This is a genomic window from Streptomyces sp. NPDC002463 (genome assembly GCF_042889835.1).
GTDB lineage: Bacteria > Actinomycetota > Actinomycetes > Streptomycetales > Streptomycetaceae > Streptomyces > Streptomyces nymphaeiformis.
Map to the genome: position 1 here is coordinate 29,044 of NZ_JBIARL010000023.1, position 22,756 is coordinate 51,799.

The following is a 22,756-nucleotide window of genomic DNA, read 5'->3' on the forward strand; positions in this document are numbered from 1 at the left end:
CTGAGGGGCGCCTGGCTTCGGCGGTCGCTCGACTTCCGAGTCGCCCGGCCTCGGGGTCATCCGATCTCGCGGTCGCCGGCCTCGGGGTCGCAGACGGCAGGGGAGAGGACGGCATGGAAGGGTCAGGCCCCGCAGGGAGTCCGGCCGCGCGGCTGCTGGCCCGGCTGGCCGTGCTCGCGGCCGCCGGTTCACTGGTCGTGCTCCTCCTCGCGGTGGGGGACGGCGGCCTGATCGTGGTCGTGGCAGGGTTCCTCGGCCTCGTCCTCTGTGCCGCCGGCATCTGGTGGTTCGTCGCGCACCGCGGAGTGACGCGCCTCTTCGGGGCGCTTCTCGCGGTCGCCGCACCCGTCGGGGTCTTCGTCCTCTTCGCGTACGAGGGCCTCTGGCTGCTGGCGCTGGTCCTGGCCGTGTGCTGGGCCGTGGCCCTGGCCTGCGCGCGGCAGGCGCTGCGCAGATCGCGCCCGGAGCGGTCGAAACAGGCGGCGGTCGTGGCGCCCCCGCCGAGGCGACCGGTCCTGATCATGAACCCGAAGTCCGGGGGCGGGAAGGTCGGCCGCTTCGGACTGGTCGAGCGGGCGGAGGCGCTCGGCGCCCGGGTGATCCTGCTCGACCCGTCCGTCCACGCCGACGTCGCCGCACTGGCCCGCGGGGCGGTGGCCGAGGGAGCGGACCTGCTCGGCGTCGCGGGCGGCGACGGCACCCAGGCCCTGGTCGCGGCCGTCGCCGCCGAGCACGACCTGCCGTTCCTGGTCGTGTCGGCCGGCACCCGCAACCACTTCGCCATGGACCTGGGCCTCGACCGCACCGACCCGTCGCGCTGCCTCGACGCGCTGACCGACGGCGAGGAGCTCCGGATCGACCTCGGTGACGTCGCCGGCCGGCCCTTCGTCAACACCGTGTCCTTCGGGGTGTACGCGGACGTGGTCCAGCGCCCCGAGTACCGCGACGCCAAGGCGGGCACGATCCTCACCGTCATGCCGGACCTGCTGCTCGGCGAGGGCGTGCGACGGCTCGACGCACGGGTCGACGACACGACGCTCTCGTCCCAGCAGGCCCTGCTCGTCAGCAACAACCCGTACGTCTCGCCCGACGAGCTCGGCGGAGCCGGCCGCCGGCCCAGTCTCGACGACGGCGAGCTGGGGGTGGTCGGGATCAGGGTGGAGGACGCGGCCCAGGCCGCCGACCTGGCCGTACGGGGCTCGCAGTCCACGGGTCTCACCGTCCTGACCGCACACCGCGTCGAGGTGGACTCCGACGCGGAGGAGATCCCGGTGGCGGTCGACGGCGAGGCGCTGCGGATGCCGACGCCGGTCGTGTGCACGCTGCGCCCCGGCGCCCTGCGCGTCCTCGTCCCCCGCGACCGCCCGGGCGTCCCCGCACCGGTGCCGGCCGTGCGGTGGCGCCGGATCTTCGACCTCGCGTTCGGCCGCACGGAGCGGCCCGCCGGGTCCTCTCCGTGACGGAGCCCGAACCGGCCTCCCGGCGTCGCCGGAGCCGCTGGCTCTCCGAGCGTCGCCGGGGGGCGGTCAGCGGGCTCATCGCCGCGGGAACGGCGGCGCTCCTCCTCGTCCTCGACAGCAGCGGGGCCGACGTCTCCGGGGCGGACGTCTGCGTACTGCTGCTGCTCACCTACCTCTTCCCGTACCTCATGCTCACCGTGGTCGCCTTCTCCACCGCGTCCCCGGAACGGGTCCGCGACTGGGCCGACCGCGAGTCGCGGGGCACGGTGCTCCAGCGGTACGTGTACGGCACGGCGCCCGGGCCGGGGGTGTCGATCCTCATCTCGGCCGCCGCGCTCGGGGTGGCCGTGGTGTGGCGGCCCGGGCACATCGGCACCACGCTCGAACCGGTCGGCCGGGCCGTGGTGGCGCTCATCCTGGTCGCCCTCGCCTGGGTCTGCGTGGCCGTGTCCTTCGCGGTCGCCTTCCAGGCCGACAACCTCGTGGAGGACCAGCGGGCGCTGGAGTTCCCCGACGAGGAGAACCCGGTCTGGGCCGACTACGTGTACTTCGCCCTCTCGGTCATGACGACCTTCGGCACGACCGACGTCAACGTGACGTCCCGGGAGATGCGCCGGACCGTGACGGTCAACGCGTGCATCGCGTTCGTGTTCAACACCGTCACGGTCGCGAGCCTGGTCTCCGCCCTGGACAGCATCTGACGGCCCGGAGACCAGGAGCCGGAGAGCGGGCGGAGGGGAACCGGCCGCGAGGATCAGGAGGCGGGGAACGGTCGCTGGTTCCAGCCCGCGACCACCGGCAGCCCGTGCTCCGTCGAAAGCCGTCCGACCGTCGCCGTCGTCAGGAGGAACAGCCGCCCGTCGGCCGCCGGCAGGCCCGGGTACCGGGCGGTGAGGACCCGCAGCAGATGCGCGTGCGCCACCACCACACCGTCGTCCCCGGAGCCCGCGAGGACGGGCGCGACGCGGGCCAGGACCCGGTCGGCCCGCCGCCCCACGTCCTCGGCGGACTCGCCCGGGCGCCCGTCGGGATGCGGAGGCACGCCGTCGCGCCACAGCGACCAGTCCGGCCGGTCCTCCTGGATGCCGGCAGTGGTCGACCCCTCGTACCCGCCGTAGTCCCACTCGCACAGGTCCTCGTCGGTCTCCGCACCCCGCAGCCCGGCCAGCTCGGCCGTGCTCCGGGCCCGCCGCAGCGGACTGGTGAGCACGAAGGCGAACGACCGGCCGGAGAAGGACGGCGCGAGCGAGCGCGCCTCCGCCTCACCGTCCGGGGTGAGCGGCAGATCGGTCCGTCCGGTGTGCCGCCCGGCGGCACTCCACTCCGTCTCCCCGTGACGGATCAGGAGGAGGTCACCCATGACCCACCGCTCCTTCCTCTCCGGCTTCCTCGACAGCTTCCCGAGGACGACATACCGGCCCACACACGCCCGCCCCCTGCGGCACCGCGCCCCGCTTGCCCGCGCGCGGTCGAGGTGGGTCCATGGAACGAGGGAGGACGTCATGAGCAGCCCCGGGACGACCCGCATCACGGTGCTGACCGTGCCCGACTGCCCGAACGCCCGACTGGTCCGCGAGCGGATCGCCGAAGCGCTCCAGGGGCGGACGGTGCCCGTCGAGTGGATCGAGGTGACGGACGAGGACGAGGCCGTCCGGCAGGGGATGACCGGCTCGCCCACACTTCTCCTCGACGGCACCGACCCGTTCGCCCCGCCCGGCTCCGTACCGAGCCTGTCCTGCCGGATCTACCGCCACGTCGACGGCACGGTCGACGGCGCCCCGGCGGTCGTGGACCTGCGGAGGCTCCTGGCCTGAGGCGCCCGCCGGCCATCGCGGAAGAGGCGCCCGCTCTCTTGTGAACGGCACCACGGCAGTTCACCATGGGGCGCATGGTGGACCCCCGCATGGACGCGCGCGCGTCGGGCGCGGCGCGGATCGTCCAGGCGGGCCGGGACCTGCACGTGTCGGAGTTCCATCAGCACGCGGAACCCACGGGACCCGTCGCCGTCGTCGAGCCCGTCCTGCCGGCCGACGAAGCCGTCCGGGACGTCTTCGTCGGCCGGAGCACCGAATCGGACGCGGTGCTGGGGATCATCGACCCGGCGAACGACGCCTCCGCGATGGTCGTCGTCTCCGCGGTCGCGGGGCTCGGAGGCATCGGGAAGACCGCACTCGCCCGGTCGTGCGCGGCAGAGGCCGTGTCGAGGGGCTGGTATCCGGGCGGCGCCGTCTTCGTCGACCTCAACGGCTACGCCCCCGACCCCGCCGAGCACGTCCAGCCCGAGCACGCGTTCGCCCCGATGCTGCACGCGCTGGGGTGGGAGGGCCCGGTGGACGGCCATCCGCGCGGCCAGGCCGCCCAGTACCACCGGCTCCTCGCCGATCGCGCGGCCGAAGGACGTCCCGTACTCGTCGTCCTCGACAATGCCGGCGCCACGGCCCAGGTGGCCGACCTGCTGCCGCGCTCACGGATCCACCGGGCCGTCGTCACGTCCCGCCACACCCTGGCGGTGCGCGGGTCACGCACCCTGGAACTCGGCTCCCTCACCGAAGCCGACTCGACGGATCTGATCACCGAACAGCTCGCCCTCCTGCGCCCCGGTGACACCCGCACCCGGGACGACGAGGAAGGGGTCGTGCGCCTCGCCCGGCTCTGCGGACGTCTTCCCCTGGCCCTCCACATCGCCACCGCACTTCTGGCGGCCGACCCGGAACAGACTCCTGGCTCGCTCGCCGACGATCTGGAGGGGGCGCACAGCAGGCTCGACGTCCTCGACGACGGCGAGCGGGCCGTGCGCGCCACCTTCGAGCTCTCCTACCGGCGTCTGACGGACGACCAGGCCAGACTCTTCCGGCTTCTCCCCGTCAACCCCGGACCGCACATCACCGCGGACACCGCCGCCCGCCTCATCGGCCGCCCGGCCCCGCAGACCAGACGGCTCCTGCAGCAGCTCGGCAGAGCCCATGTCGTCGAACGGGCCGGAATCGGCATGTGGCGCCAGCACGACCTGATGCGCGTCTTCGCCATCGAACTCCTGGGCCGGCACCAGGACGACCAGGACGCCGCCGCGAACCAACTCGTCGACCACTACGTCATCCGGTCGGCCGCGGCGGTACGGACCCTCCGCGGCACCGGCGGCCCCTCCGCGGCGTTCGAGAACGTGGACCGGGCACTGGAGTGGTTCGAACGGGAACAGCCCAACATCCAGGCCGTGGTCTCGATGGCCGCGACGTTCGGCGACAGCGACGGCGCCCTGCGGCTCCAGGAGGCCGTCGTCGCCATGCACGCCCATCACGGCAGGCTCACCGAGTGGGAGTCGGCCGCGCGCACCGCGCTGCGCTTCGCGGAGGGGGAACGGGACTCCGACGGCAAGAGCTGGGCCATGAGCAATCTGGCCCGTGCCCTGGAGGAGTCGGGGAGACACGACGAAGCGGCCGCGACGGCACTGGAGCTGATCCTCTTTCACCGTGACGTCGTACGGGAGTTCCGCCGCGACCTCGTACGGGAGGCGACGCGTGGCCCCGAGGGCTCGCGGCCGACGCGGGCGCAGGAACGCTCGCAGCCCCGGCAACCGGCGTACACCACGGCGACGGGTCCGCTGCGCGACGCCCTGCGCGCGGTCGTCGAGGCGAGGCCCGTCCTCGACCAGGACGGCCCCGGGCACGCCGCGTACGACCTCCTCCTGGAGATCGCCGATGCGGCGACCGGTCTGGATCGATCCGTGAGCGCGACGGCCCTGCGCGAAGCCGTCGCGTTGAGCCACCGCGCAGGAAAGGTCCGTCCCGAGGCTCTGGCCTGTGCCCGTCTCGCGCTGGTGGAACCTCTCGACATCACGGACGCGGACGCCGCGTATCGCTGGCAATTACGCGCTCTGCGCGTGATGCCGCCGGATCCGGCACCGGAGGAACGAGACGCGTGGCGCGAGGTCTGCGACGTGATCGCGGCCTTCCCCAGGCGGTTGACCGCCGCCGACGGCGCCTCTCTCACCGCCGGTCGCGTTGCCACCGATGACGAGACGGACACGGTGCTCACGGGGTTCGTACGGGCCTTCACGAACGCGGTGGAGGCGTACGGCCGCATCGACGACAAGTCCGCCCAAGCGCGTCTCTGGGAGGACCTGGGCGACATCGCCCTCCGCCACGGCGCCCATGAGCACGCGTGGGCCAGTCACCGTCACGCCCTGAACATCCGGACGGCCCTCGGCGACCTGCCGGGGCAGGGGAGGTCCCTCGCCGGCCTTGGCGAAGTCGCCCTGGCCCGCGGTGACTTCGCTCAGGCCGCCGGCCGCTGCCGCGAGGCCGCCGAGCTCCTGGAAGCGGCCGGCCTCCCCCTCGACGCGGGCAGATCGCTGACCACCGCGGCCTACGCCCACCAGAACCTGCGCCGGCCGGACCAGGCGGCCGACGCCGCACGGCGCGCCGCCGAACTGGCCCTGGCCGCCCATGACGACGCCGGACGCGTCTCCGCCCTGCTCGCCCTCGGCCTCGCCCTGCGCGACAGCGGCCAGGCGAAGCAGGCGTCGCACTCCTGGAAGCAGGCCCTCCGCCTGGCCAAGGCGGCCGGGGACCCCTCCGTCTACTACCCGGCACGCCGCTTCCTCGGGGAAGTCGGCTTCGAGAAGGGCTGACACGACGTCCCCGCGCGTCAGGAACGCGTGAAGAGCGGGCGTACGGGCGCAAAGATCCCGCCAGGAACGGCGGAGGCCGTTCCGGCCGGGGCGCACGCTGAGCGGACCTGAGTCCGAAGGAGTCCGCCCGCATGACGACCGCCCCGACCACCGAGAAGGACGCCCTTCCCGGTACCGAAGAGCCTCCCGATACCGGCGCGCGGCACAAGCTGACCGCCGTCACCGGTCTCGCCGCGCTGTCGCTCGACGCGATGGCCTCCGTGGCGTACGGCCCCGAGGCGATCGTCCTCGTCCTGGCCGCCGCCGGCGGTCACGGCCTCGGCTTCACGCTGCCGGTCACGCTCGCCATCGCCGGTCTGCTCGCGGTGCTCGTCGCCTCGTACCGGCAGGTCATCGCCGCCTTCCCGGACGGCGGCGGCTCCTACGCCGTCGCCAGGACGCACCTCGGCCGCCGCACCAGCCTCGTGGCGGCCGGCTCCCTCGTCCTGGACTACGTGCTCAACGTGGCCGTCGCCGTCACGGCGGGCGTCGCCGCCCTCACCTCCGCCTTCCCCGGCCTCTACGACGACCGGCTGTGGATCTGCCTCGCCGTCCTCGTGCTCATCACGGCCATCAACCTGCGCGGCATCGTCGACTCGGCCCGCGCCTTCATCGTGCCCACCGCCGTGTTCGTCGGCGCGATCCTGGTCCTGATCGTGGCCGGTCTCTTCCGCGAGGCCCCGGTCTCGACCGAGGCCTCGGCCGGGCACGCCTCGGTCCTGGCGGACAACGCCACCGCCGTCGGCGCTCTGCTCCTGCTGAAGGCGTTCGCGTCCGGCTGCTCGGCGCTCACCGGCGTCGAGGCCATCGCCAACGCCGTGCCGTCGTTCCGCGCCCCCGCCGCCCGGCGGGCGATGCGCGCGGAGGTCGCGCTCGGCGCTCTGCTCGGTGTGATGCTGATCGGCCTGTCGGTACTGATCTCCCGCTTCGGCCTCCAGCCCGTCGAGGGCGTCACCGTCCTCGCCCAGCTCGCCGACGCCTCCCTCGGCCACAACGCCGCTTTCTACGTCGTCCAGTTCGCGACCATGGTGCTGCTCGCCCTGTCGGCGAACACGTCGTTCGGCGGCCTGCCGGTCCTGCTGAAGCTGCTGGCCCGTGACAACTACGTCCCGCACGTCTTCGGCCTCAAGGCCGACCGGCAGGTGCACCGGCACGGAGTGGTGTGGCTCGCCGTCGTCTCCGCCGCCCTGCTCGTCTTCTCCGGCGGTGACACCAACACCCTCGTCCCACTCTTCGCGATCGGCGTCTTCATCGGCTTCACCATCGCCCAGACCGGCATGGTGCTGCACCGGCGGGCCCGCCGGCAGTGGGGCAAGGCCCTGCTCAACGGCCTGGGCGCGCTGCTCACGGGGGTGTCCGCGGTGGTCGTCACCGCCGCCAAGTTCCACGACGGCGCCTGGCTCATCGTGATCGCCCTGCCCGTCCTCGTCCTGGCCTTCGAGGCCGTCCACCGGGCGTACGGCAGGCTGGACGAGCGCCTGGGCATCGGCCGGATACCCGAGGCTCCGCACCGCGAGCGCTCGCTCGTCCTCGTCCCGGTCTCCTCGCTCACCCGCCTCACCAGCGAGGCCCTCACCGCAGCCGTCTCCCTCGGCGACGAGGTCCGCGCGGTCACCGTCTGCCACCCGGACCCGGAGGACCTCGCCCAGACCGGGGCACTGGAGCGGGACTGGGCGCTCTGGAACCCCGGTGTGCCCCTGGTCCGGCTCCCCTCCGAGCGGCGCTCCCTCGGCCGGCCGATCACCGCGTACGTACGCGCACTGCGCGAGACCGAGCCGGACACCCGGGTCACCGTGCTCGTACCGGAGGCGGAGCCGGAGCACCTGTGGCAGCGGCTGCTGCAGAACCAGCGGGGCGCGGTCGTCGCCCACGCCGTACGCCGGGACACGGACGCCGTGGTCTGCCGGCTGAGGTTCCGGCTCGGAGCCCGCTGTTAGAGCGTCCTCGCCGGCCGTGCCTCGAAGCCGTCGAGGATCGCGTCCAGGCCGAACTCGAAGGTGCGGTCGGGGGCCGCGCCGTACCCGGTCGCGGCGGAGTCGCCGAGCGCGCTGCCGAGGACGTGGACATGCCGCCGGACATCGCCCCCGCCGCCACGGGCTTCCTGCCCGGCGACGGCGACGAGTACGTCCTCACCGAGGGCACCCTCGCGGGCCGGCGCCTGGCTAGCCGACGTGGACGCGGGGGCGGAGGTCGCGGTCGGGTTCGGCCTCGCGGAGGATCTCGCGGGTGGTGGGGGCGACCTCGCCGCGGCCGAGGAGGAAGAAGCGGAAGAAGTTGGCGAAGGGGTTGCCCTCGGTCCACTCGAAGTAGATGTGGGGGCGGACGCCGGTGAGGTCGCGGGCGTGGAGCAGGAGGGCCGCGAGGGCGTTGGGGATCGAGGAGGACTCCACGGTCAGGACGCGGAAGCGGTCGTGGAGGACCTCGCCCTTCACGGTCAGGCCGGACTCGAACTCGGAGGGGTCGGTGACGGTGACCTCGACGAAGACGAAGTCCTCGGCGCCGGGGACGTCGTTGTCGGCGCGGATCTGGTCCTTCTTCGCCCGGTACTCGTCGGCGTCGCGGGCGCCGGGTTCGTTGGCGATGAAGCGGGGGGTGCGGCGGGAGATGTCCTGGATGAAGCGTTCGGCCATCTCGTCGAGCTCGACGTGGGTGACGCGCAGCTCGAAGGCGCGGCCGAGGCGGGAGAGGAGCGAGATGAGGATGATGCCGGCGATGAAGCAGGCACCGATCTTCACGCCGTCGGGGCGTTCGATGATGTTGACGACGGTGGTGTAGAGGAAGACCACCGAGATGGCGCCGAAGCCGATGGTCCAGCCCTTCTGCCCCGCCTTGCGGGCGGCGATCGTCACGGCGATGGCCGCCGAGGAGATCAGGACCAGGACGCCGGTGGCGTACGCGCCGCCCTGGGCGTCGACGTCGGCGTCGAAGATCCACGTGACGAGGAAGGCGACGAGGGTGAAGACGATGACCATGGGGCGTACGGCGCGGGCCCAATGGGGTGCCATGCCGTACTTGGGCAGGTAGCGCGGCATCAGGTTGAGCAGCCCGGCCATGGCCGAGGCGCCGGCGAACCAGAGGATCGCGATGGTGGCGACGTCGTAGACGGTGCCGAAGGTGTTGCCCAGGTACTCGTGCGCGAGGTAGGCCAGCGCGCGGCCGTTGGCCTTGCCGCCGGACTCGAACTCCTTCGCCGGGATCAGCACGGTCGTGATGAAGCTGGTGCAGATCAGGAAGACGCTCATGATCAGGGCGGCCGTGGTGAGGAGCTTCTTGGTGTCCCGGATACGGCCGGTCGGCTTCTCCTCGGTGTCGCTCTCGTCGCCCTTGACGTGCGGCATGACCGCCACGCCGGTCTCGAAGCCGGACAGGCCGAGCGCCAGCTTCGGGAAGACGACCAGGGCCACGCCGATCATGGCGAAGACGTTTCCGTGTTCGGCGGTCAGGGCGGTGGTCCAGTCGGTGACGACGTGGCCCTCGGTGATGACGTGCCACAGCCCGTTCACCACGACCACCGCGTTCAGCGCGAGATAGACGCCGACCAGGGCGACGGCGACGCCGATGGCCTCCAGGAAGCCCTTCAGGAACACCGCGCCGAGCAGGGCGATCAGCACGAGCGTGATGATCACCTGCTTGTCGTGCAGCGCCGACTCCAGGTGCGGGTTCTCCACCAGGTGGGTGGAGGCGTCGGCGGCCGACAGGGTGATCGTGATCAGGAAGTCGGTCGCCGCGAAGCCGAGGAGGGTGAGGACGAACAGCTTGCCCTTCCAGAACGAAAGGAGACGCGCCAGCATCGCGATGGAGCCCTCGCCGCGCGGGCTCTCCTCCGCCACCCGCCGGTAGACCGGCAGCGCGCCGGCGAGGGTGACGATCACCAGGACGATGGTGGCGACGGGGGAGAGCAGGCCGGCGGCGAGGGCGGCGATGCCGGGCTGGTAGCCGAGGGTGGAGAAGTAGTCGACGCCGGTCAGGCACATCACCCGCCACCAGCGCTGGCCCTTGTGTCCGGCGTCCGGCTCCGGTTCCTTGGGTCGGGAGGGCTTGCCCTTCCCCATGTCGGAGAGGCCCTCCAGCATCCACGCGCGCAAGCGCCCGCTGCGCATGCGCGTATCGGTCGTGGTGGCCATGGGTGCTCCTGAGCTGTTCGGGTGAAGGTTTCGGCCATCGCACGGATGGCCGAGTCAGCGTAAGCACGCCGGGGCACGTCGACCCGCCCGTAGGCGTCAGGGAAGCGTCAAGATCCCCGGTCCGGGCGTCGGATGCCTCACACCCACGCGGCTTGCGCAGGACCCGGACGGCGGCCGTGATCCCCGTGTGCGTCAGGGATCCGTCTCATCAGGGATGCGTCAAAGACCCCTCCGCCCGACACCCCCGGCGCCGTGCCGGGCGGACTCTGGACGCAGGGGCCCGCCGCCAGGTTCTGCGAGGTGCGTCATGACGTTCCCGTCGCTCTCGACGTCCTCCGTCCGCGAGACGTTCACGCTCCATGAGACGTTCTCGGCCCGCGACGTGTTCGCGGTCCTCGCCGGTCTCGTCGGACCGTTCCTCGCGGCTCTCGCCCTGCTGCCGCTCCGCGCGAGCGTCACCCACACGAACCTCGCGCTGCTGCTCGTCGTCGTGGTCGTGGCGGTCTCCGCGCTCGGCAACCGGTTCGCCGGCGCGCTCGCGGCCCTCTCGGCCGCCGCGTGGTTCGACTTCTTCCACACCGAGCCGTACCAGAGCTTCCACATCCAGGACCGGGCCGACGTCGAGACGGCCGTCCTGCTCCTCGCCGTCGGCCTGATCGTGTCGCAGCTCGCCGCGCGCGGCCGGACCCTGGGCCGCGCCGCGCTCGCGGACGCCACGCACCTGGAGCGGCTGCACGGCGTCACGCGCCTGACCAGGCACGGTACCGACGCCGACGAGGTCGTCCAGCGGGTACGACAGGAACTGGTCGACGTACTGGACCTCCAGGCGTGCCGCTTCGTGCACGGGGCCTCCACCGGCGACTCGGCCCGCCTCGAGCCGGACGGGAGCGTGACGGTGCCCGGCTGGATCTGGGACCTCGAACGGCAGGGATGGCCGTACGAGGAGATCGAACTGCCCGCCGTCGTCCACGGGCGCTCCCGGGGACGTTACGTGATGACCCCCGTGCCCGTGCCCGTACCGCCGCCCCTGGAGGCGCGGCTGGTGGCCGTCGACCTGGCGGTCCAGGCCGCCGCCGCGCTGGACGGCGACCCGGCGCCGGGTGCCGTGCAGCTGTGAACGCCGAGACCGTCGCCGGCCTCCTCGGTGTACTTGAGGAACCGGGCAAGGGCTGACGGTCCGACTACCTCCTCGCTTCGCGTCGCGACAGCCGCCGGTGTTCCCGGTCGGCCCAGCGGCGGACCCGGTCGGGTTCCAGTGGGGTGCCGTGGCCGACGTGGAGGCGGGCGGGGTTCAGGGCGAGCATCTCGCGCAGGCTGGCGAGGTTGTGCAGGGGGTCGTCGTGGAAGGGAGGGTCGGCGGGCCGGCCCCGGACGAGACCGAAGAGGGAGTTGGCGATCAGGTCGCCGGCGACGAGGTCTCCTCGGTCGGTGAGGACGGAGACCGATCCGGCGGTGTGGCCGGGGGTGGGCATGATGCGCGCCGCGATCCCGAAGTCCTCCAGGCCGGTCTCGCCGGTCACCAGGACGTCGGGTTCGAACGGTTCGGCGCGGACGTGCAGGTTCTTGTTCCTGGCCATGAGCCGGCCCATGAGCCCGGTGGGCAGGTAGGGTTCGCGGGCCCGGCCGCTGCGGTACGGCCCCAGGTCGGCGGCGTGGCCCGCCACAGGCGCGCCCGTCAGCCGGTGGAGCTCGGCGGCGGAGCCGAAGTGGTCGATGTGGCCGTGGGTGATGACGATCAGCGACACGTCGGTGGGGTCCACCCCGTGGGCGGCGATCTGCTCGTGGATCTTCCGGCCGCTGCCGGGCGTTCCCGCGTCGACGATGACGGGGCGGCGGCCGAGCAGCAGGTACGCGTTGATGTTGTGCCGGCCCATGACCGGGATGGGGACGACCTTGGTTCGGGACACGGCTCTCTCCTGGGGCATGGCCGACTTCCGCCGCGCGGCGGTTCGCGGGCGGTCGGTGAGTACGGCGGGGTTCAGCGGAAGCGGCGCCGGTACTGGGCGGGGGTGGTGCCGAGGCGGCGCCGGAAGGAACGGTGCAGGCTCTCCACGGAACCGAGGCCGCTGAGGGCGGCGATCTCGGGCAGGCCGTGGGCGGTGTCCTGGAGCAGCCGGCGGGCGGCGTCGAGGCGGACGGACTCGACGTACGCGGCCGGAGTGGTGCCCGTACGCTCGCGGAACAGCCGGGAGAAGTGGCGCACGCCCAGATGCAGCCGACCGGCCAGGACTTCGGCGGAGAGGTCCTCGGTGAGGTGCTCGCCGATCCACATGCGCAGGTCGTCCAGCCGGTCGCCGGGCGCCGCGGGAGGCGCGAGCGGGGCACTGAACTGGCTCTGTCCGCCCGCGCGTTTGACGTACATGACCATCGTCCGGGCTGTGGCGAGGGCGTGTTCGGGACCGTGGTCCTCGGTGACCATGGCCAGTGCCATGTCCATCCCCGAGGCGATGCCGGCGCAGGTCCACAGCCGGCCTTCCCGGATGAAGATCGGGTCGGGATCGACGGTGACGAGCGGGTGGTCGGCGGCCAGTCGCGCGGCCGTACGCCAGTGGGTCGTGGCGGTACGGCCGTCCAGCAGGCCCGCCGCGGCCAGCAGGTGGGCGCCCGAGCAGATGGATCCCAGGCGGTGGGTGCCGGGTCCTGCTTCGCGCAGCCAGTCGATGATCCCCCGGTCGAGCACCGGCTCCACCTGGTGGTCGTGCACGCGGACGGCCCCCGACACGAGCAGGGTGTCCATGTCGCCGTTCACCTCGTCGAGCGTCAGGTCGGCCATCAGCCGGACCCCGCTGGAGGTGGTCACCGGTTCGCCCCGGGCCGTGGCGATGCGGACGGTGTAACCGGGCCGGTCGGTGTCGGCGATCCGCGTCGCGACGGAGAACACCTCGGCGGGACCGGTGACGTTGAGCAGTTCGACGCCGGGGAAGGCCGCGATGACGACTCGGTGCGGTGGGGGCATGCGCTGATCATTTCGCCCCGCTCCGGCGGCCGCAATGACCATGTTCTGTCAGATCCGGACATCGAGCGGGGTCGGCCGCTCCCCGCCGACCGCTCCCTGACGACCGCTCCTAGAGCCAGTCCCGCCGCTTGAAGATCACGTACAGGCTCGTGCAGACGAGCGCCATCAAGCCGATCGCGAACGGATACCCGCCCACCCAGTGCAGCTCGGGCATGGTGTCGAAGTTCATCCCGTAGATGGTCCCGACGAGTGTGGGCGCGAAGAGGATCGCGGCCCAGGCGGAGATCTTCTTGAGCTCCTCGTTCTGTTCGAAGCCGGCTTCCGCCAAGGCGCGCATCTCGGCGTTCTGCTGCTGGGTGACCAGGGTCGCGTTCACCGTGAGGATGTCCGTCAGGGCCTGGCGGAAGCCGTCCACGCGCTCGCTGGTGTGGGTGACGTGGTCGGCGACGTCGCGGAGGTAGCGCTGGAGCTCCTCGTCCGTGCCGTACTTGGCGAAGCCGGCCATCAGGGCGTGGAGCATGCCCACCAGGGGGCGGGTGGCGCGCTGGAACTCGACCATCTCGCGGGAGAGTTCGTAGATGCGGCGGGAGACCGCCGGGTCGCCGCCGAAGACCTCCGTCTCGATCTCGTCGATGTCGTTCTGGACGCCCGCCACCACCGGGGCGTAGCCGTCGACCACCGCGTCGAGGATCGCGTACAGGACCGCCTCGGGACCCAGGGCGAGCAGGTCCGGGTCCTCCTCCATGCGGTGGCGGACGGCCGAGAGGTCCGGGGCGGCGCCGTGCCGGACGGTGATGAGGAAGTCCGGGCCCACGAACACGTGGAGCTCGCCGAAGTCGACCTCCTCCGGGGCGTCGAGGTAGCGGGCGGCGCGCAGGACGACGAAGAGCGTGTCGCCGTACCGCTCCAGCTTCGGGCGCTGATGGGCCTCCAACGCGTCCTCGACGGCGAGCTCGTGCAGGTCGAACTCGGCTGCCAGGGAGAGGAGTTCCTCCTCGGTCGGGCGCTGGAGGCCGATCCAGGCCATGCCGTCGGGGTGCTCGCGCAGCTGGCGGAAGGTGTCCGCGAGGGTGGCGGGGGAGGAGACCCGGCGGCCGTCCCGGTAGAGCGTCGACTGCACCACGCTCGGCTCCACCGAGGGCGGCCGTCCGGCCGAGGCCTCGGGCGGCGGTTCGGGGTGGCGGCGCCGGGCCGCGCGGGGGCGGCGGTCGGACATCGTCGCTCACCTCCTCCTCGGTCTGGGGCCGATAGCAGGATATATGGGGTGAATGTCCGCGGCCCCGGTCTGCCGAACCGATCAGCCCGTCGATCCGCCGAACCGATCTGCCGAACCGACCCGCCGAATCGATCTGTCGGACCGATCCGCCCCTGCATATAGGACAGAAACTGTCCGCGATCATCGGTAGCGTGCCGGTCATGGCCCTCAAGACGACCCACCCCGTGCTCGGACGCCGCGCCCTGAACCGCGCCACCCTCGACCGGCAGCTCCTCCTGCGCCCCGCGCCGCTCGGCGTCGAGGAGGCCGTCGCCCACCTCGTCGGCCTCCAGGCGCAGAACACCAAGCCCCCGTACTACGCGCTCGCCGCCCGGCTCGACGGCTTCCGGCCCGAGGACCTGTCCGCCCTGATGGAGTCCCGGCGGGTCGCCCGTATCGTCTCGCTCCGGTCCACCGTCCACACCCACACGGCCCGCGACGCCGTCGGCCTGCGCCGGCTCGTCCAGGCCGGGGCCATCGACCGGGAACTGCAGATGTTCCGCAAGGGCCTCGACGGCGTCGACCTCGACCGGCTCACCGCCCTCGCGACCGCGTACGTCGAGGAACGGCCCCGCACGCCCAAAGCGCTGCGGGAGCATCTCGGCGAGGAGTGGCCGGGGGCCGACCCGCTGGCGCTGACCATCGCCGCCCGCTGCCTGCTCCTGATGGTGCAGGTCACCCCGCGCGGCCTGTGGGGCCGCAGCGGGCAGGTCGCGCTCACCACCACCCGCGCCTGGTTCGACGGGCAGGAGGACGAGGCCGCCGACGTCGACGAGACCGTACGGCGCTACCTCGGCGCCTTCGGCCCCGCCTCCGTCAAGGACATGCAGACGTGGTGCGGCCTGACGCGACTGCGCCCCGCCTTCGAACGGCTGCGGCCCGAGCTCCTCGTCTTCCAGGACGAGCGGGGCACCGAGCTCTTCGACCTCCCCGACGCGCCCCGCCCCGACGGGGACACCCCGGCGCCGCCCCGCCTCCTGCCCGAGTTCGACAACCTGCTCCTCTCGCACGCCGACCGCACCCGCGTGATCCCCGCCGAGCACCACGGCCGCACCTGGACCGGCAACCAGGCCCACCGCACGTTCCTCGTCGACGGCTTCCTCGCCGGCACCTGGCGCCTCGACGAGGCGAAGGACCGCACGACCCTCACGATCGAACCCTTCGCACCACTGCCGCGCACGACGCGAACCGCCCTCGAAGCCGAGGCCGAGCGCACCCTCCGGCTGATGACACCTCCCGGCACCCCGTACGACATCGTGCACGCGAAGGGCACGGAGGCCTGACGTGCCGCGGATGACGACGGCCGAGGTCGAGGCCGTCCTGACCGAGGCCGGCTGGTCGCGCGGCCGCGACGTCGGGGCGCGGCTGCCCGGGCTCCTCGGCTTCGTGACCGCGCGTTTCGCAGGGGAAGGCCATCCCGTCGAGCCGTTCCGGGCCGCCCGGGACTTCGTCCGGGAGTTCGGCGGGCTGCGCCTGGTGATTCCGGGCAGGCCGCCGGACGCCGTCGCATTCACCCCGCACTGGATCTACGAGGAGAGCGGCGAGGACGTCGCCGCACTCGCCGGGGACCTGGGGAGGAGGCTCTTCCCCGTCGGGTACGAGACGTTCGACGGGGCGATGGTCCTCATCGACGACACCGGACGCTTCTTCCTCCTGCACCACACCGGCCCCCAGTTCCTGGGAGCGGACGCGTACGAGGCCGTCAGCTGTCTGCTGCGCGGCCCCCGGCAGGACGCGCGGGACCACTTCGTGTGACGGCCGGGCGCCGCTCACGGCAGCGCCCCCGCCCGCCTGGCCGCCACCACCGCCTCCAGGCGGGTGTGGGCGCCCAGCTTGCGCATGGCCGAGCGGAGGTAGCCCTTCACCGTCTCCGGACGGAGGCCCAGACGCTCCGCCGCCGTCGCGTTCGTCGCGCCGGAGGCGACCGCCGCGAGGACGTCCGTCTCGCGCGGGGTGAGGGTCACGCCCGGCGCCGGCGACGGGGCGGAGGCGGCCGTCTCCAGGCGGCCGCACACCGCGAGGAGCCGCGCCCGCAGCTCCGGGTCCAGGACCTTCGGCGCCAGCTCCCGCAGCTCCCCGTACGCCTGGCGGACCTCCTCCCAGGACGGGCCGGGCGCCGGCGGGGCCATCAGCTGCCGCACCTCGTCCCGTACCGCGAGGGCCTGCTCGACGTCACGCGCCGCCGCCATCGCCGCGTCGAAGACCCGCTCGCCGATCGGGAGGGACTCGCGCAGCGCCCCGTACAGCACGCCGCGCACCTTGCGCCGTACGACGACGGGGACGGCGATCACCGAGCGCAGGCCCTCCGCCGAGACCGGGACGTCGTACTCGTGGGTGATGTGCCGCGACGTCGGATAGTCCGTGACCGCGCACGGCCGCGACAGCGCCAGGCACTTCCCGCCCAGACCGGAGCCCGCCGAGATCGCCAGGCCCCGCAGCGCGGGCGTCACCGCCCCGCTCAGCTGGGCGATCCGCATCGTGCGGCCCTCCTGGAGCAGTCCGCCGAAGACGACGGGCAGCCCGCTGACGCGCCTCAGCCGCAGCAGCGCCGTACGCAACTCCACCGCTTCCACCATCTCGGGCACGGAAACACTCCTTCACCCCCGAACGGGGGTAGTGAGACCTGGGTCACCGATTACACGATGTCCGGGACAGGTCCCGCAATGAGGAGGACACATGACGCCCACGAGCGCGACCGGCGCGACGGAGAGGTTCCGGGCCGCCCGGGACTTCCTGCTGCAGCATCGCGAGGACTACGAGACGGCCTACGAGGGCTTCGCCTGGCCCCGGCCCGACCGTTTCAACTGGGCGCTCGAATGGTTCGACGTCATCGCACGGGACAACGACCGCACGGCGCTGCACATCGTCGAGGAGGACGGCTCCGAGACGCGGGTCACCTTCGCCGAGATGTCCGCCCGCTCGAACCGGGTCGCGAACTGGCTCCGGGCCCAGGGCGTCCGCGCCGGCGACCGGATCATCCTGATGCTCGGCAACCAGGTCGAGCTGTGGGAGACCGTGCTCGCCGCGATGAAGCTGCGCGCCGTCCTCATCCCCGCCACCCCGCTCCTCGGCCCCGCCGACCTGCGCGACCGCGTCGACCGTGGCCGAGCCCGGCACGTCATCGTGCGCGCCGAGGACACCGCCAAGTTCGACGACGTCCCCGGGGACTACACCCGGATCTCGGTCGGCGGCAACGGGGTGAACTGGCTCGGGTACGAGCTCGCCGCCCAGGAGTCGGACGTCTTCGAGCCCGACGGCGTCACCCTCGCCGACGACACCCTGATGCTGTACTTCACCTCCGGCACGACCGCCCGCCCCAAGCTGGTCGAGCACACCCACACCTCGTACCCCGTCGGGCACCTCTCGACGATGTACTGGATCGGCCTCAAGCCCGGCGACGTGCACCTCAACATCTCCTCGCCGGGCTGGGCCAAGCACGCCTGGTCCAACCTCTTCGCGCCGTGGAACGCCGAGGCGACCGTCTTCATCCACAACTACACCCGCTTCGACCCGGCCCGGCTCATGGACGAGATGGAGCGCAACGGCGTCACCAGCTTCTGCGCCCCGCCGACCGTGTGGCGGATGCTGATCCAGGCAGACCTCGGCCAGCTGAAGACCCCGCCGCGCGAGGTCGTCGCCGCCGGCGAACCCCTCAACCCCGAGGTCATCGAGTCCGTGCGGCGCGCCTGGGGCGTCACCATCCGCGACGGCTTCGGCCAGACGGAGACCGCCGTCCAGGTCTCCAACAGCCCCGGCCAGCGGCTCAAGGAAGGCTCCATGGGCCGCCCCAGCCCCGGCTTCCGGGTCACCCTCGTCGACCCGGTGAGCGGCACGCCGGACGTCGAGGAGGGCGAGATCTGCCTCGACCTCGCCGCCAACCCGGCGGGCCTGATGGCCGGCTACCACGGCGACCCGGAGCGTACGGCGGAGGCGATGGCGGGCGGCTACTACCGCACCGGCGACATCGGCTCCCGCGACGCGGACGGCTACATCACGTACATCGGGCGCGCCGACGACGTCTTCAAGGCGAGCGACTACAAGATCTCCCCCTTCGAGCTGGAGAGCGCGCTCCTGGAGCACGAGGCCGTCGCCGAGGCGGCCGTCGTCCCCGCCCCCGATCCGCTGCGGCTCGCCGTCCCCAAGGCGTACATCGTCCTCGCGGCGGGCTGGGAGCCGGGCGAGGAGACCGCGAAGGCCCTGTTCGCCCACTCGCGCGCGGTCCTCGCCCCGTACAAGCGCGTCCGCCGCATCGAGTTCGCCGACCTGCCCAAGACGGTCTCCGGGAAGATCCGGCGCGTCGAACTGCGCCGGCTGACGGCGGAGGGCGGCGGCGTGGAGTACGTGGAAGGGGACCTGCGATGACCGTCTCGTACGCGCACGGGGTGTCCGGGACGACGCTCCTCGGCGACACCATCGGCGCCAACCTCGACCGCGCCGTCGCCACCTGGCCCGACCGCGAGGCCCTCGTCGACGTCCCCACCGGGCGCCGCTGGACGTACGCCGAATTCGGCGCGGACGTCGACCGGTTGGCGTCCGCGCTGCTCGGCAGCGGGGTCCGCAAGGGCGACCGGGTCGGGATCTGGGCGGTGAACTGCGCCGAGTGGGTGCTCGTCCAGTACGCCACCGCCCGCATCGGCGCCATCATGGTGAACATCAACCCGGCCTACCGCGCGCACGAGTTGGAGTACGTACTCAAGCAGGCCGGCATCTCGCTGCTGTTCGCCTCGCTCACCCACAAGACGAGCGATTACCGCGCGATGGTCGAGCAAGTGCGGGGCGAGTGCCCGGAGTTGCACGAGGCGGTCTACTTCGGCGACCCGAGCTGGGACGAGCTGCTCGCCCGGACGCCGGGGGAGCTCCGCCCGGAACCGCTCTCCTGCGACGAGCCCGTCAACATCCAGTACACCTCGGGGACGACGGGCTTCCCGAAGGGCGCCACGCTCTCCCACCACAACATCCTGAACAACGGCTACTTCGTGGGCGAGATGATCGCCTACAGCGAGCAGGACAGAATCTGCATTCCCGTCCCGTTCTATCACTGTTTCGGCATGGTCATGGGAAACCTCGCGGCCACCTCGCACGGTGCCTGCATGGTCATCCCGGCCGCCTCCTTCGACCCGGCGGCCACCCTCCGGGCGGTCCAGGAGGAGCGCTGCACCTCCCTCTACGGGGTGCCGACGATGTTCATCGCCGAGCTCAACCTGCCCGACTTCGCCTCGTACGACCTCTCCACGCTCCGCACCGGGATCATGGCGGGTTCGCCGTGCCCGGTCGAGGTGATGAAGCGGGTCGTCGCCGAGATGAACATGGCGGAGGTGTCGATCTGTTACGGCATGACCGAGACCTCGCCCGTCTCCACCCAGACCCGCCGCGACGACGACCTGGAGCGCCGTACCGGCACCGTCGGCCGGGTCATGCCGCACGTCGAGGTGAAGGTCGTCGACCCGGCGACCGGGCTGACCGTCGAGCGCGGCACGGCGGGGGAGCTGTGCACCCGCGGCTACAGCGTGATGCTCGGCTACTGGGACGAGCCGGAGAAGACCGCCGAGGCGATCGACTCCGGCCGCTGGATGCACACCGGGGACCTCGCGGTCATGCGGGACGACGGCTACGTGCAGATCGTCGGCCGCATCAAGGACATGATCATCCGGGGCGGGGAGAACGTGTACCCGCGCGAGATCGAGGAGTTCCTCTACGGGCACCCCAAGATCGCGGACGTCCAGGTCGTCGGCGTACCCGACGAGCGGTACGGCGAGGAGATCCTGGCCTGCGTGATCCCGCGCGACCCCGCAGCCCCGCCCACCCTGGACGAGATCACCGCCTTCTGCCGCGACCGGCTCGCCCACTACAAGATCCCGCGGAGGGTGGAGATCCTGGCCGAGTTCCCGATGACGGTGAGCGGGAAGGTACGGAAGGTGGAGCTGCGGCAGAAGTACGGTTCGTAGGGGTCCCGGCGGTTCCGGGCGGTTGCTAGACCACCTCCCGGCGCATGCAGACGCGCGGCCAGAGCGACAGGCCGTGGGCCGCCTCGGCGAGGCTGATCGCGCGCAGGCCGTCCGTGAGCGCCGGGTCGGAGTCGGCGAGCGGGCGGAAGCCGAGGCGGGCGTAGTACGGGGCGTTCCACGGGACCTCGGTGAAGGTCGTCAGGGTCAGGGCCGCCAGGCCCTGCTCCCTGGCGGCCGCCGCCAGGTGCTCGATCAGCGCCCGGCCGACGCCCCGGCGGGCGGCGTCCGGATGCACCGACACCTGCTCGATGTGGGCGGCGCCGTCGACCGTGTCCGTGAGCAGGTACGCGACCGGGCGGTCGGCGGCGTCCACCGCCACCCACGCCCGGCCCGCGCAGCGGTACGTCTCCAGGACGTCCAGGGGCAGCGGATCGTCGTCGGCGATGGCCGCCATGCCGAGGGAACGGAAGGGCTCGCCCGCCGCCCGTTCGATGTCCTGGAGCAGCGGGAGTTCGGCCGGAGCGGCCGCTCTGATGCGCATAGGACAGTATGGCGCGGGCTCAGCAGGGGGCGCCGCCCGCACTCCTACCGGGACCGCCGTCGTCCTCCTGGGGGCGGTCGAGCAGCCCGCCGTCGCGCGAGAACCGCGGCAGGAACAGGGCCAGGGCGGGGTCGCCGTACAGTGCCACGTACAGCTGGACGAGCCACCCGTCCGTCACCTCGCGTCGGTGCGCCGGCAGCGGATACCGCTCCCGCAGACCGGTGAGGAGCCGCCGCGCCGCCGTCGTCGTGTCCGGCAGCCGCAGCAGCGCCACGGCGACGAGGACCGCCGGGGCCCCGGCCGCGAGCGCGCCGACGAGGGCCGTCCCGGAGGCCCCGGTCGCGAACGGTCCCGCCAGCGCGGTCAGCGGCACGCACCCCAGCAACACCCTGGCCGTCCACAGCCGCGCGAGCGGCCGCAGCAGCCCCGCCCCGCGCAGCTCGCCGCGCAATGCGTCCACGGCCCGCCGGGCCTCGGGGCGCTGCGCGAGCGTCCGCAGCGCGAGGGCCCGGTGCAGGGCCCCGTGCACTCCGAGCTGTACGGGGTCACGGGTGCGGCCCGGACCGCCGTTGGCCCGAATCGTACGTTTACGGCCCGCAGCGACGGCCCCGCGCTGGTGCAGCGCCACGAGCGCCACGGTGACGGCCGCGCGGCGCCCGCCGCGCAGCAGCGCGAGCGCCTGGGGCGGTGGCACGGCGGCCGCCCCGCCCTCCCCGCTGCGCGTTCCGCCGCTCCTCAACAGCAGGGCGGCGAGCAGCAGTTCGCCCCATACCGCCCCGATGAACCACCACGTCCCCGTCGGCATCACGCCCACCCCCGAGGGTGTTGTGCCCGGCCGAGCGTGATCGTCACGCGTGAATGGCCGATTTCGGATGCCGAGGAGTTGTGAGGCTCAGGCGCCGCCGGCCGCGAGTTCGGCCGCGGCGTGGTTGACGGCCTGCGGGGTACCGGTCAGGTCCAGGACGAACAGGGGGAGACCGACCTCGGCGGCGCGGGAGCGGGCCTCCGGGGTGTAGCCGGCGAGCGAGAAGAACACGCTCACGGTGGCCCTGCTCAGCCCGTTGAGCCAGAGGCACTCGACGGCTCGCAGCCCGGTGGGCCGGGTGCTCGGGTCGACCTGGGCGACGAGCCCCGGAGCCCGCAGATCCACACCGGACGAGGACCGCTCCTCGGGCTGGACGACGTCCCGGAACCCGAGCCACCGCAGATACCCGGCCGCCGCCGCGACGGCGTCCCGAGAGGTCCGGATCGTCACGGGCCGAAAGACCTCACGGAGGGGAACGGGCCGGGGTGCGGCGGGCGGCAGGGACACCCGCACGGGATACCGCTCGGCGAAGGGCCGGGGCCGCCCGGGGCCGGCACCGTCCGCGCCGCGCCCTGCCGGGCCCGTCGCGGTGGTACCGAGCCCGGTCGGGCCGGTCTGGCCCGCGCCGCGCCCGGCATCGCCCCCGGCCTTCGGCCCCGGTCCGAACCACGGGGAGCCGGCCTCGCTCGATACGGAGGGAGCCCCGTTCCGGGGGCCCTCGCTCCCGCCCCGCCCGCCGGCGTCCCCGCCGGGGCCACTACCGGGTTCCTCGCCGGCCCGGTCACCGTCGGCCCCGGAGGGGGAGCCGGATGCACCCCCGGCCGCCCCGCCGGACCCGGCCCCGTCCGTCCCGGGGCCGTGCCCCGTACCACCCCGGCCCGTGGCCGCGCCGCCCGTATCGACCTCGCCCGGACGAATCCCGTCCGCACGGGGACCGCCCGTCCCTGGCCTGCCGGTGCCGGGCCCGCCGGTGCCGGGTGCACCCGTACCGAATCCGCTCGAAC

Annotated in this window: 19 protein-coding genes; 10 read left to right on the plus strand and 9 right to left on the minus strand. The window is 72.9% G+C overall.

The features are described 5' to 3' along the window. The first annotated feature begins 113 nt into the window (after positions 1 to 113). Positions 114 to 1,460, plus strand: coding sequence for a diacylglycerol/lipid kinase family protein (locus ACFYX3_RS34365; RefSeq protein WP_389022089.1), 1,347 nt, complete (start codon positions 114 to 116; stop codon positions 1,458 to 1,460). Continuing rightward, positions 1,457 to 2,161: a DUF1345 domain-containing protein gene (locus ACFYX3_RS34370; RefSeq protein WP_389022092.1), complete on the plus strand. Its 705-nt coding sequence runs from the start codon at positions 1,457 to 1,459 to the stop codon at positions 2,159 to 2,161. The genes ACFYX3_RS34365 and ACFYX3_RS34370 overlap by 4 nt, the downstream gene beginning before the upstream one ends. A gap of 53 nt (positions 2,162 to 2,214) precedes the next feature. On the opposite strand, the gene ACFYX3_RS34375 is transcribed toward ACFYX3_RS34370, so the two are convergent. Next, positions 2,215 to 2,820: a histidine phosphatase family protein gene (locus tag ACFYX3_RS34375; RefSeq protein WP_389022095.1), complete on the minus strand. Its 606-nt coding sequence runs from the start codon at positions 2,818 to 2,820 to the stop codon at positions 2,215 to 2,217. Between the two features lie 142 nt (positions 2,821 to 2,962). Between ACFYX3_RS34375 and ACFYX3_RS34380 the strand changes: the two genes are divergently transcribed. The 3 genes from ACFYX3_RS34380 to ACFYX3_RS34390 all read left to right on the plus strand — a co-directional run bounded on the left by ACFYX3_RS34380 (position 2,963) and on the right by ACFYX3_RS34390 (position 8,063). Then, the gene (locus ACFYX3_RS34380; protein WP_389022098.1) at positions 2,963 to 3,274 is read left to right on the plus strand and encodes an alkylmercury lyase; all 312 of its coding nucleotides are present in this window, start codon (positions 2,963 to 2,965) and stop codon (positions 3,272 to 3,274) included. A gap of 74 nt (positions 3,275 to 3,348) precedes the next feature. Beyond that, complete coding sequence (locus ACFYX3_RS34385) at positions 3,349 to 6,087, plus strand: ATP-binding protein (protein WP_389022101.1); 2,739 nt, start codon at positions 3,349 to 3,351, stop codon at positions 6,085 to 6,087. Between the two features lie 131 nt (positions 6,088 to 6,218). After that, positions 6,219 to 8,063 (plus strand): APC family permease, encoded by a 1,845-nt coding sequence (locus ACFYX3_RS34390; protein WP_389022103.1) that lies wholly within the window; start codon positions 6,219 to 6,221, stop codon positions 8,061 to 8,063. Positions 8,064 to 8,288: 225 nt separating this feature from the next. Here the strand turns inward: ACFYX3_RS34390 and ACFYX3_RS34395 are convergent, their stop codons facing one another. Then, on the minus strand, positions 8,289 to 10,250 hold the full coding sequence (locus tag ACFYX3_RS34395) for an amino acid transporter (protein WP_389022106.1): 1,962 nt from the start codon (positions 10,248 to 10,250) through the stop codon (positions 8,289 to 8,291). A 307-nt stretch (positions 10,251 to 10,557) separates the two neighbouring features. On the opposite strand from ACFYX3_RS34395, the gene ACFYX3_RS34400 reads away from it, so the two are divergent. Further along, positions 10,558 to 11,367, plus strand: a complete 810-nt coding sequence (locus ACFYX3_RS34400) for a DUF4118 domain-containing protein (protein ID WP_389022109.1) — start codon at positions 10,558 to 10,560, stop codon at positions 11,365 to 11,367. A gap of 64 nt (positions 11,368 to 11,431) precedes the next feature. On the opposite strand, the gene ACFYX3_RS34405 is transcribed toward ACFYX3_RS34400, so the two are convergent. The 3 genes from ACFYX3_RS34405 to ACFYX3_RS34415 all read right to left on the minus strand — a co-directional run bounded on the left by ACFYX3_RS34405 (position 11,432) and on the right by ACFYX3_RS34415 (position 14,422). Beyond that, positions 11,432 to 12,157, minus strand: a complete 726-nt coding sequence (locus ACFYX3_RS34405) for an MBL fold metallo-hydrolase (protein ID WP_389022112.1) — start codon at positions 12,155 to 12,157, stop codon at positions 11,432 to 11,434. Between the two features lie 71 nt (positions 12,158 to 12,228). Next, on the minus strand, positions 12,229 to 13,206 hold the full coding sequence (locus ACFYX3_RS34410; protein WP_389022115.1) for a GlxA family transcriptional regulator: 978 nt from the start codon (positions 13,204 to 13,206) through the stop codon (positions 12,229 to 12,231). A 109-nt stretch (positions 13,207 to 13,315) separates the two neighbouring features. Next, complete coding sequence (locus ACFYX3_RS34415; RefSeq protein WP_389022119.1) at positions 13,316 to 14,422, minus strand: magnesium and cobalt transport protein CorA; 1,107 nt, start codon at positions 14,420 to 14,422, stop codon at positions 13,316 to 13,318. A 200-nt stretch (positions 14,423 to 14,622) separates the two neighbouring features. Between ACFYX3_RS34415 and ACFYX3_RS34420 the strand changes: the two genes are divergently transcribed. Together ACFYX3_RS34420 and ACFYX3_RS34425 are read left to right on the plus strand one after the other, a co-directional pair. Continuing rightward, positions 14,623 to 15,744 (plus strand): winged helix DNA-binding domain-containing protein, encoded by a 1,122-nt coding sequence (locus tag ACFYX3_RS34420; protein ID WP_389022122.1) that lies wholly within the window; start codon positions 14,623 to 14,625, stop codon positions 15,742 to 15,744. A 10-nt stretch (positions 15,745 to 15,754) separates the two neighbouring features. After that, entirely contained in the window at positions 15,755 to 16,216 is a 462-nt protein-coding gene (locus tag ACFYX3_RS34425; protein WP_389022334.1) for an SUKH-3 domain-containing protein, read from the plus strand. Positions 16,217 to 16,230: 14 nt separating this feature from the next. Here the strand turns inward: ACFYX3_RS34425 and ACFYX3_RS34430 are convergent, their stop codons facing one another. Next, complete coding sequence (locus tag ACFYX3_RS34430) at positions 16,231 to 17,046, minus strand: response regulator transcription factor (RefSeq protein WP_389022126.1); 816 nt, start codon at positions 17,044 to 17,046, stop codon at positions 16,231 to 16,233. Between the two features lie 91 nt (positions 17,047 to 17,137). Here ACFYX3_RS34430 and ACFYX3_RS34435 point away from each other — a divergent pair, with 91 nt between their 5' ends. Further along, the gene (locus ACFYX3_RS34435; RefSeq protein WP_389022129.1) at positions 17,138 to 18,823 is read left to right on the plus strand and encodes an AMP-binding protein; all 1,686 of its coding nucleotides are present in this window, start codon (positions 17,138 to 17,140) and stop codon (positions 18,821 to 18,823) included. Then, complete coding sequence (locus tag ACFYX3_RS34440; RefSeq protein ID WP_389022132.1) at positions 18,820 to 20,406, plus strand: AMP-binding protein; 1,587 nt, start codon at positions 18,820 to 18,822, stop codon at positions 20,404 to 20,406. Before ACFYX3_RS34435 ends, ACFYX3_RS34440 begins: the two co-directional genes overlap by 4 nt. Before the next feature lie 25 nt (positions 20,407 to 20,431). Here the strand turns inward: ACFYX3_RS34440 and ACFYX3_RS34445 are convergent, their stop codons facing one another. The 3 genes from ACFYX3_RS34445 to ACFYX3_RS34455 form a co-directional block, all read right to left on the minus strand. Then, the gene (locus ACFYX3_RS34445) at positions 20,432 to 20,947 is read right to left on the minus strand and encodes a GNAT family N-acetyltransferase (protein WP_389022135.1); all 516 of its coding nucleotides are present in this window, start codon (positions 20,945 to 20,947) and stop codon (positions 20,432 to 20,434) included. Between the two features lie 19 nt (positions 20,948 to 20,966). Then, positions 20,967 to 21,752: a TIGR04222 domain-containing membrane protein gene (locus ACFYX3_RS34450; RefSeq protein WP_389022138.1), complete on the minus strand. Its 786-nt coding sequence runs from the start codon at positions 21,750 to 21,752 to the stop codon at positions 20,967 to 20,969. A gap of 87 nt (positions 21,753 to 21,839) precedes the next feature. After that, positions 21,840 to 22,202: a hypothetical protein gene (locus ACFYX3_RS34455; RefSeq protein ID WP_382651893.1), complete on the minus strand. Its 363-nt coding sequence runs from the start codon at positions 22,200 to 22,202 to the stop codon at positions 21,840 to 21,842. Positions 22,203 to 22,756 lie beyond the last annotated feature (554 nt).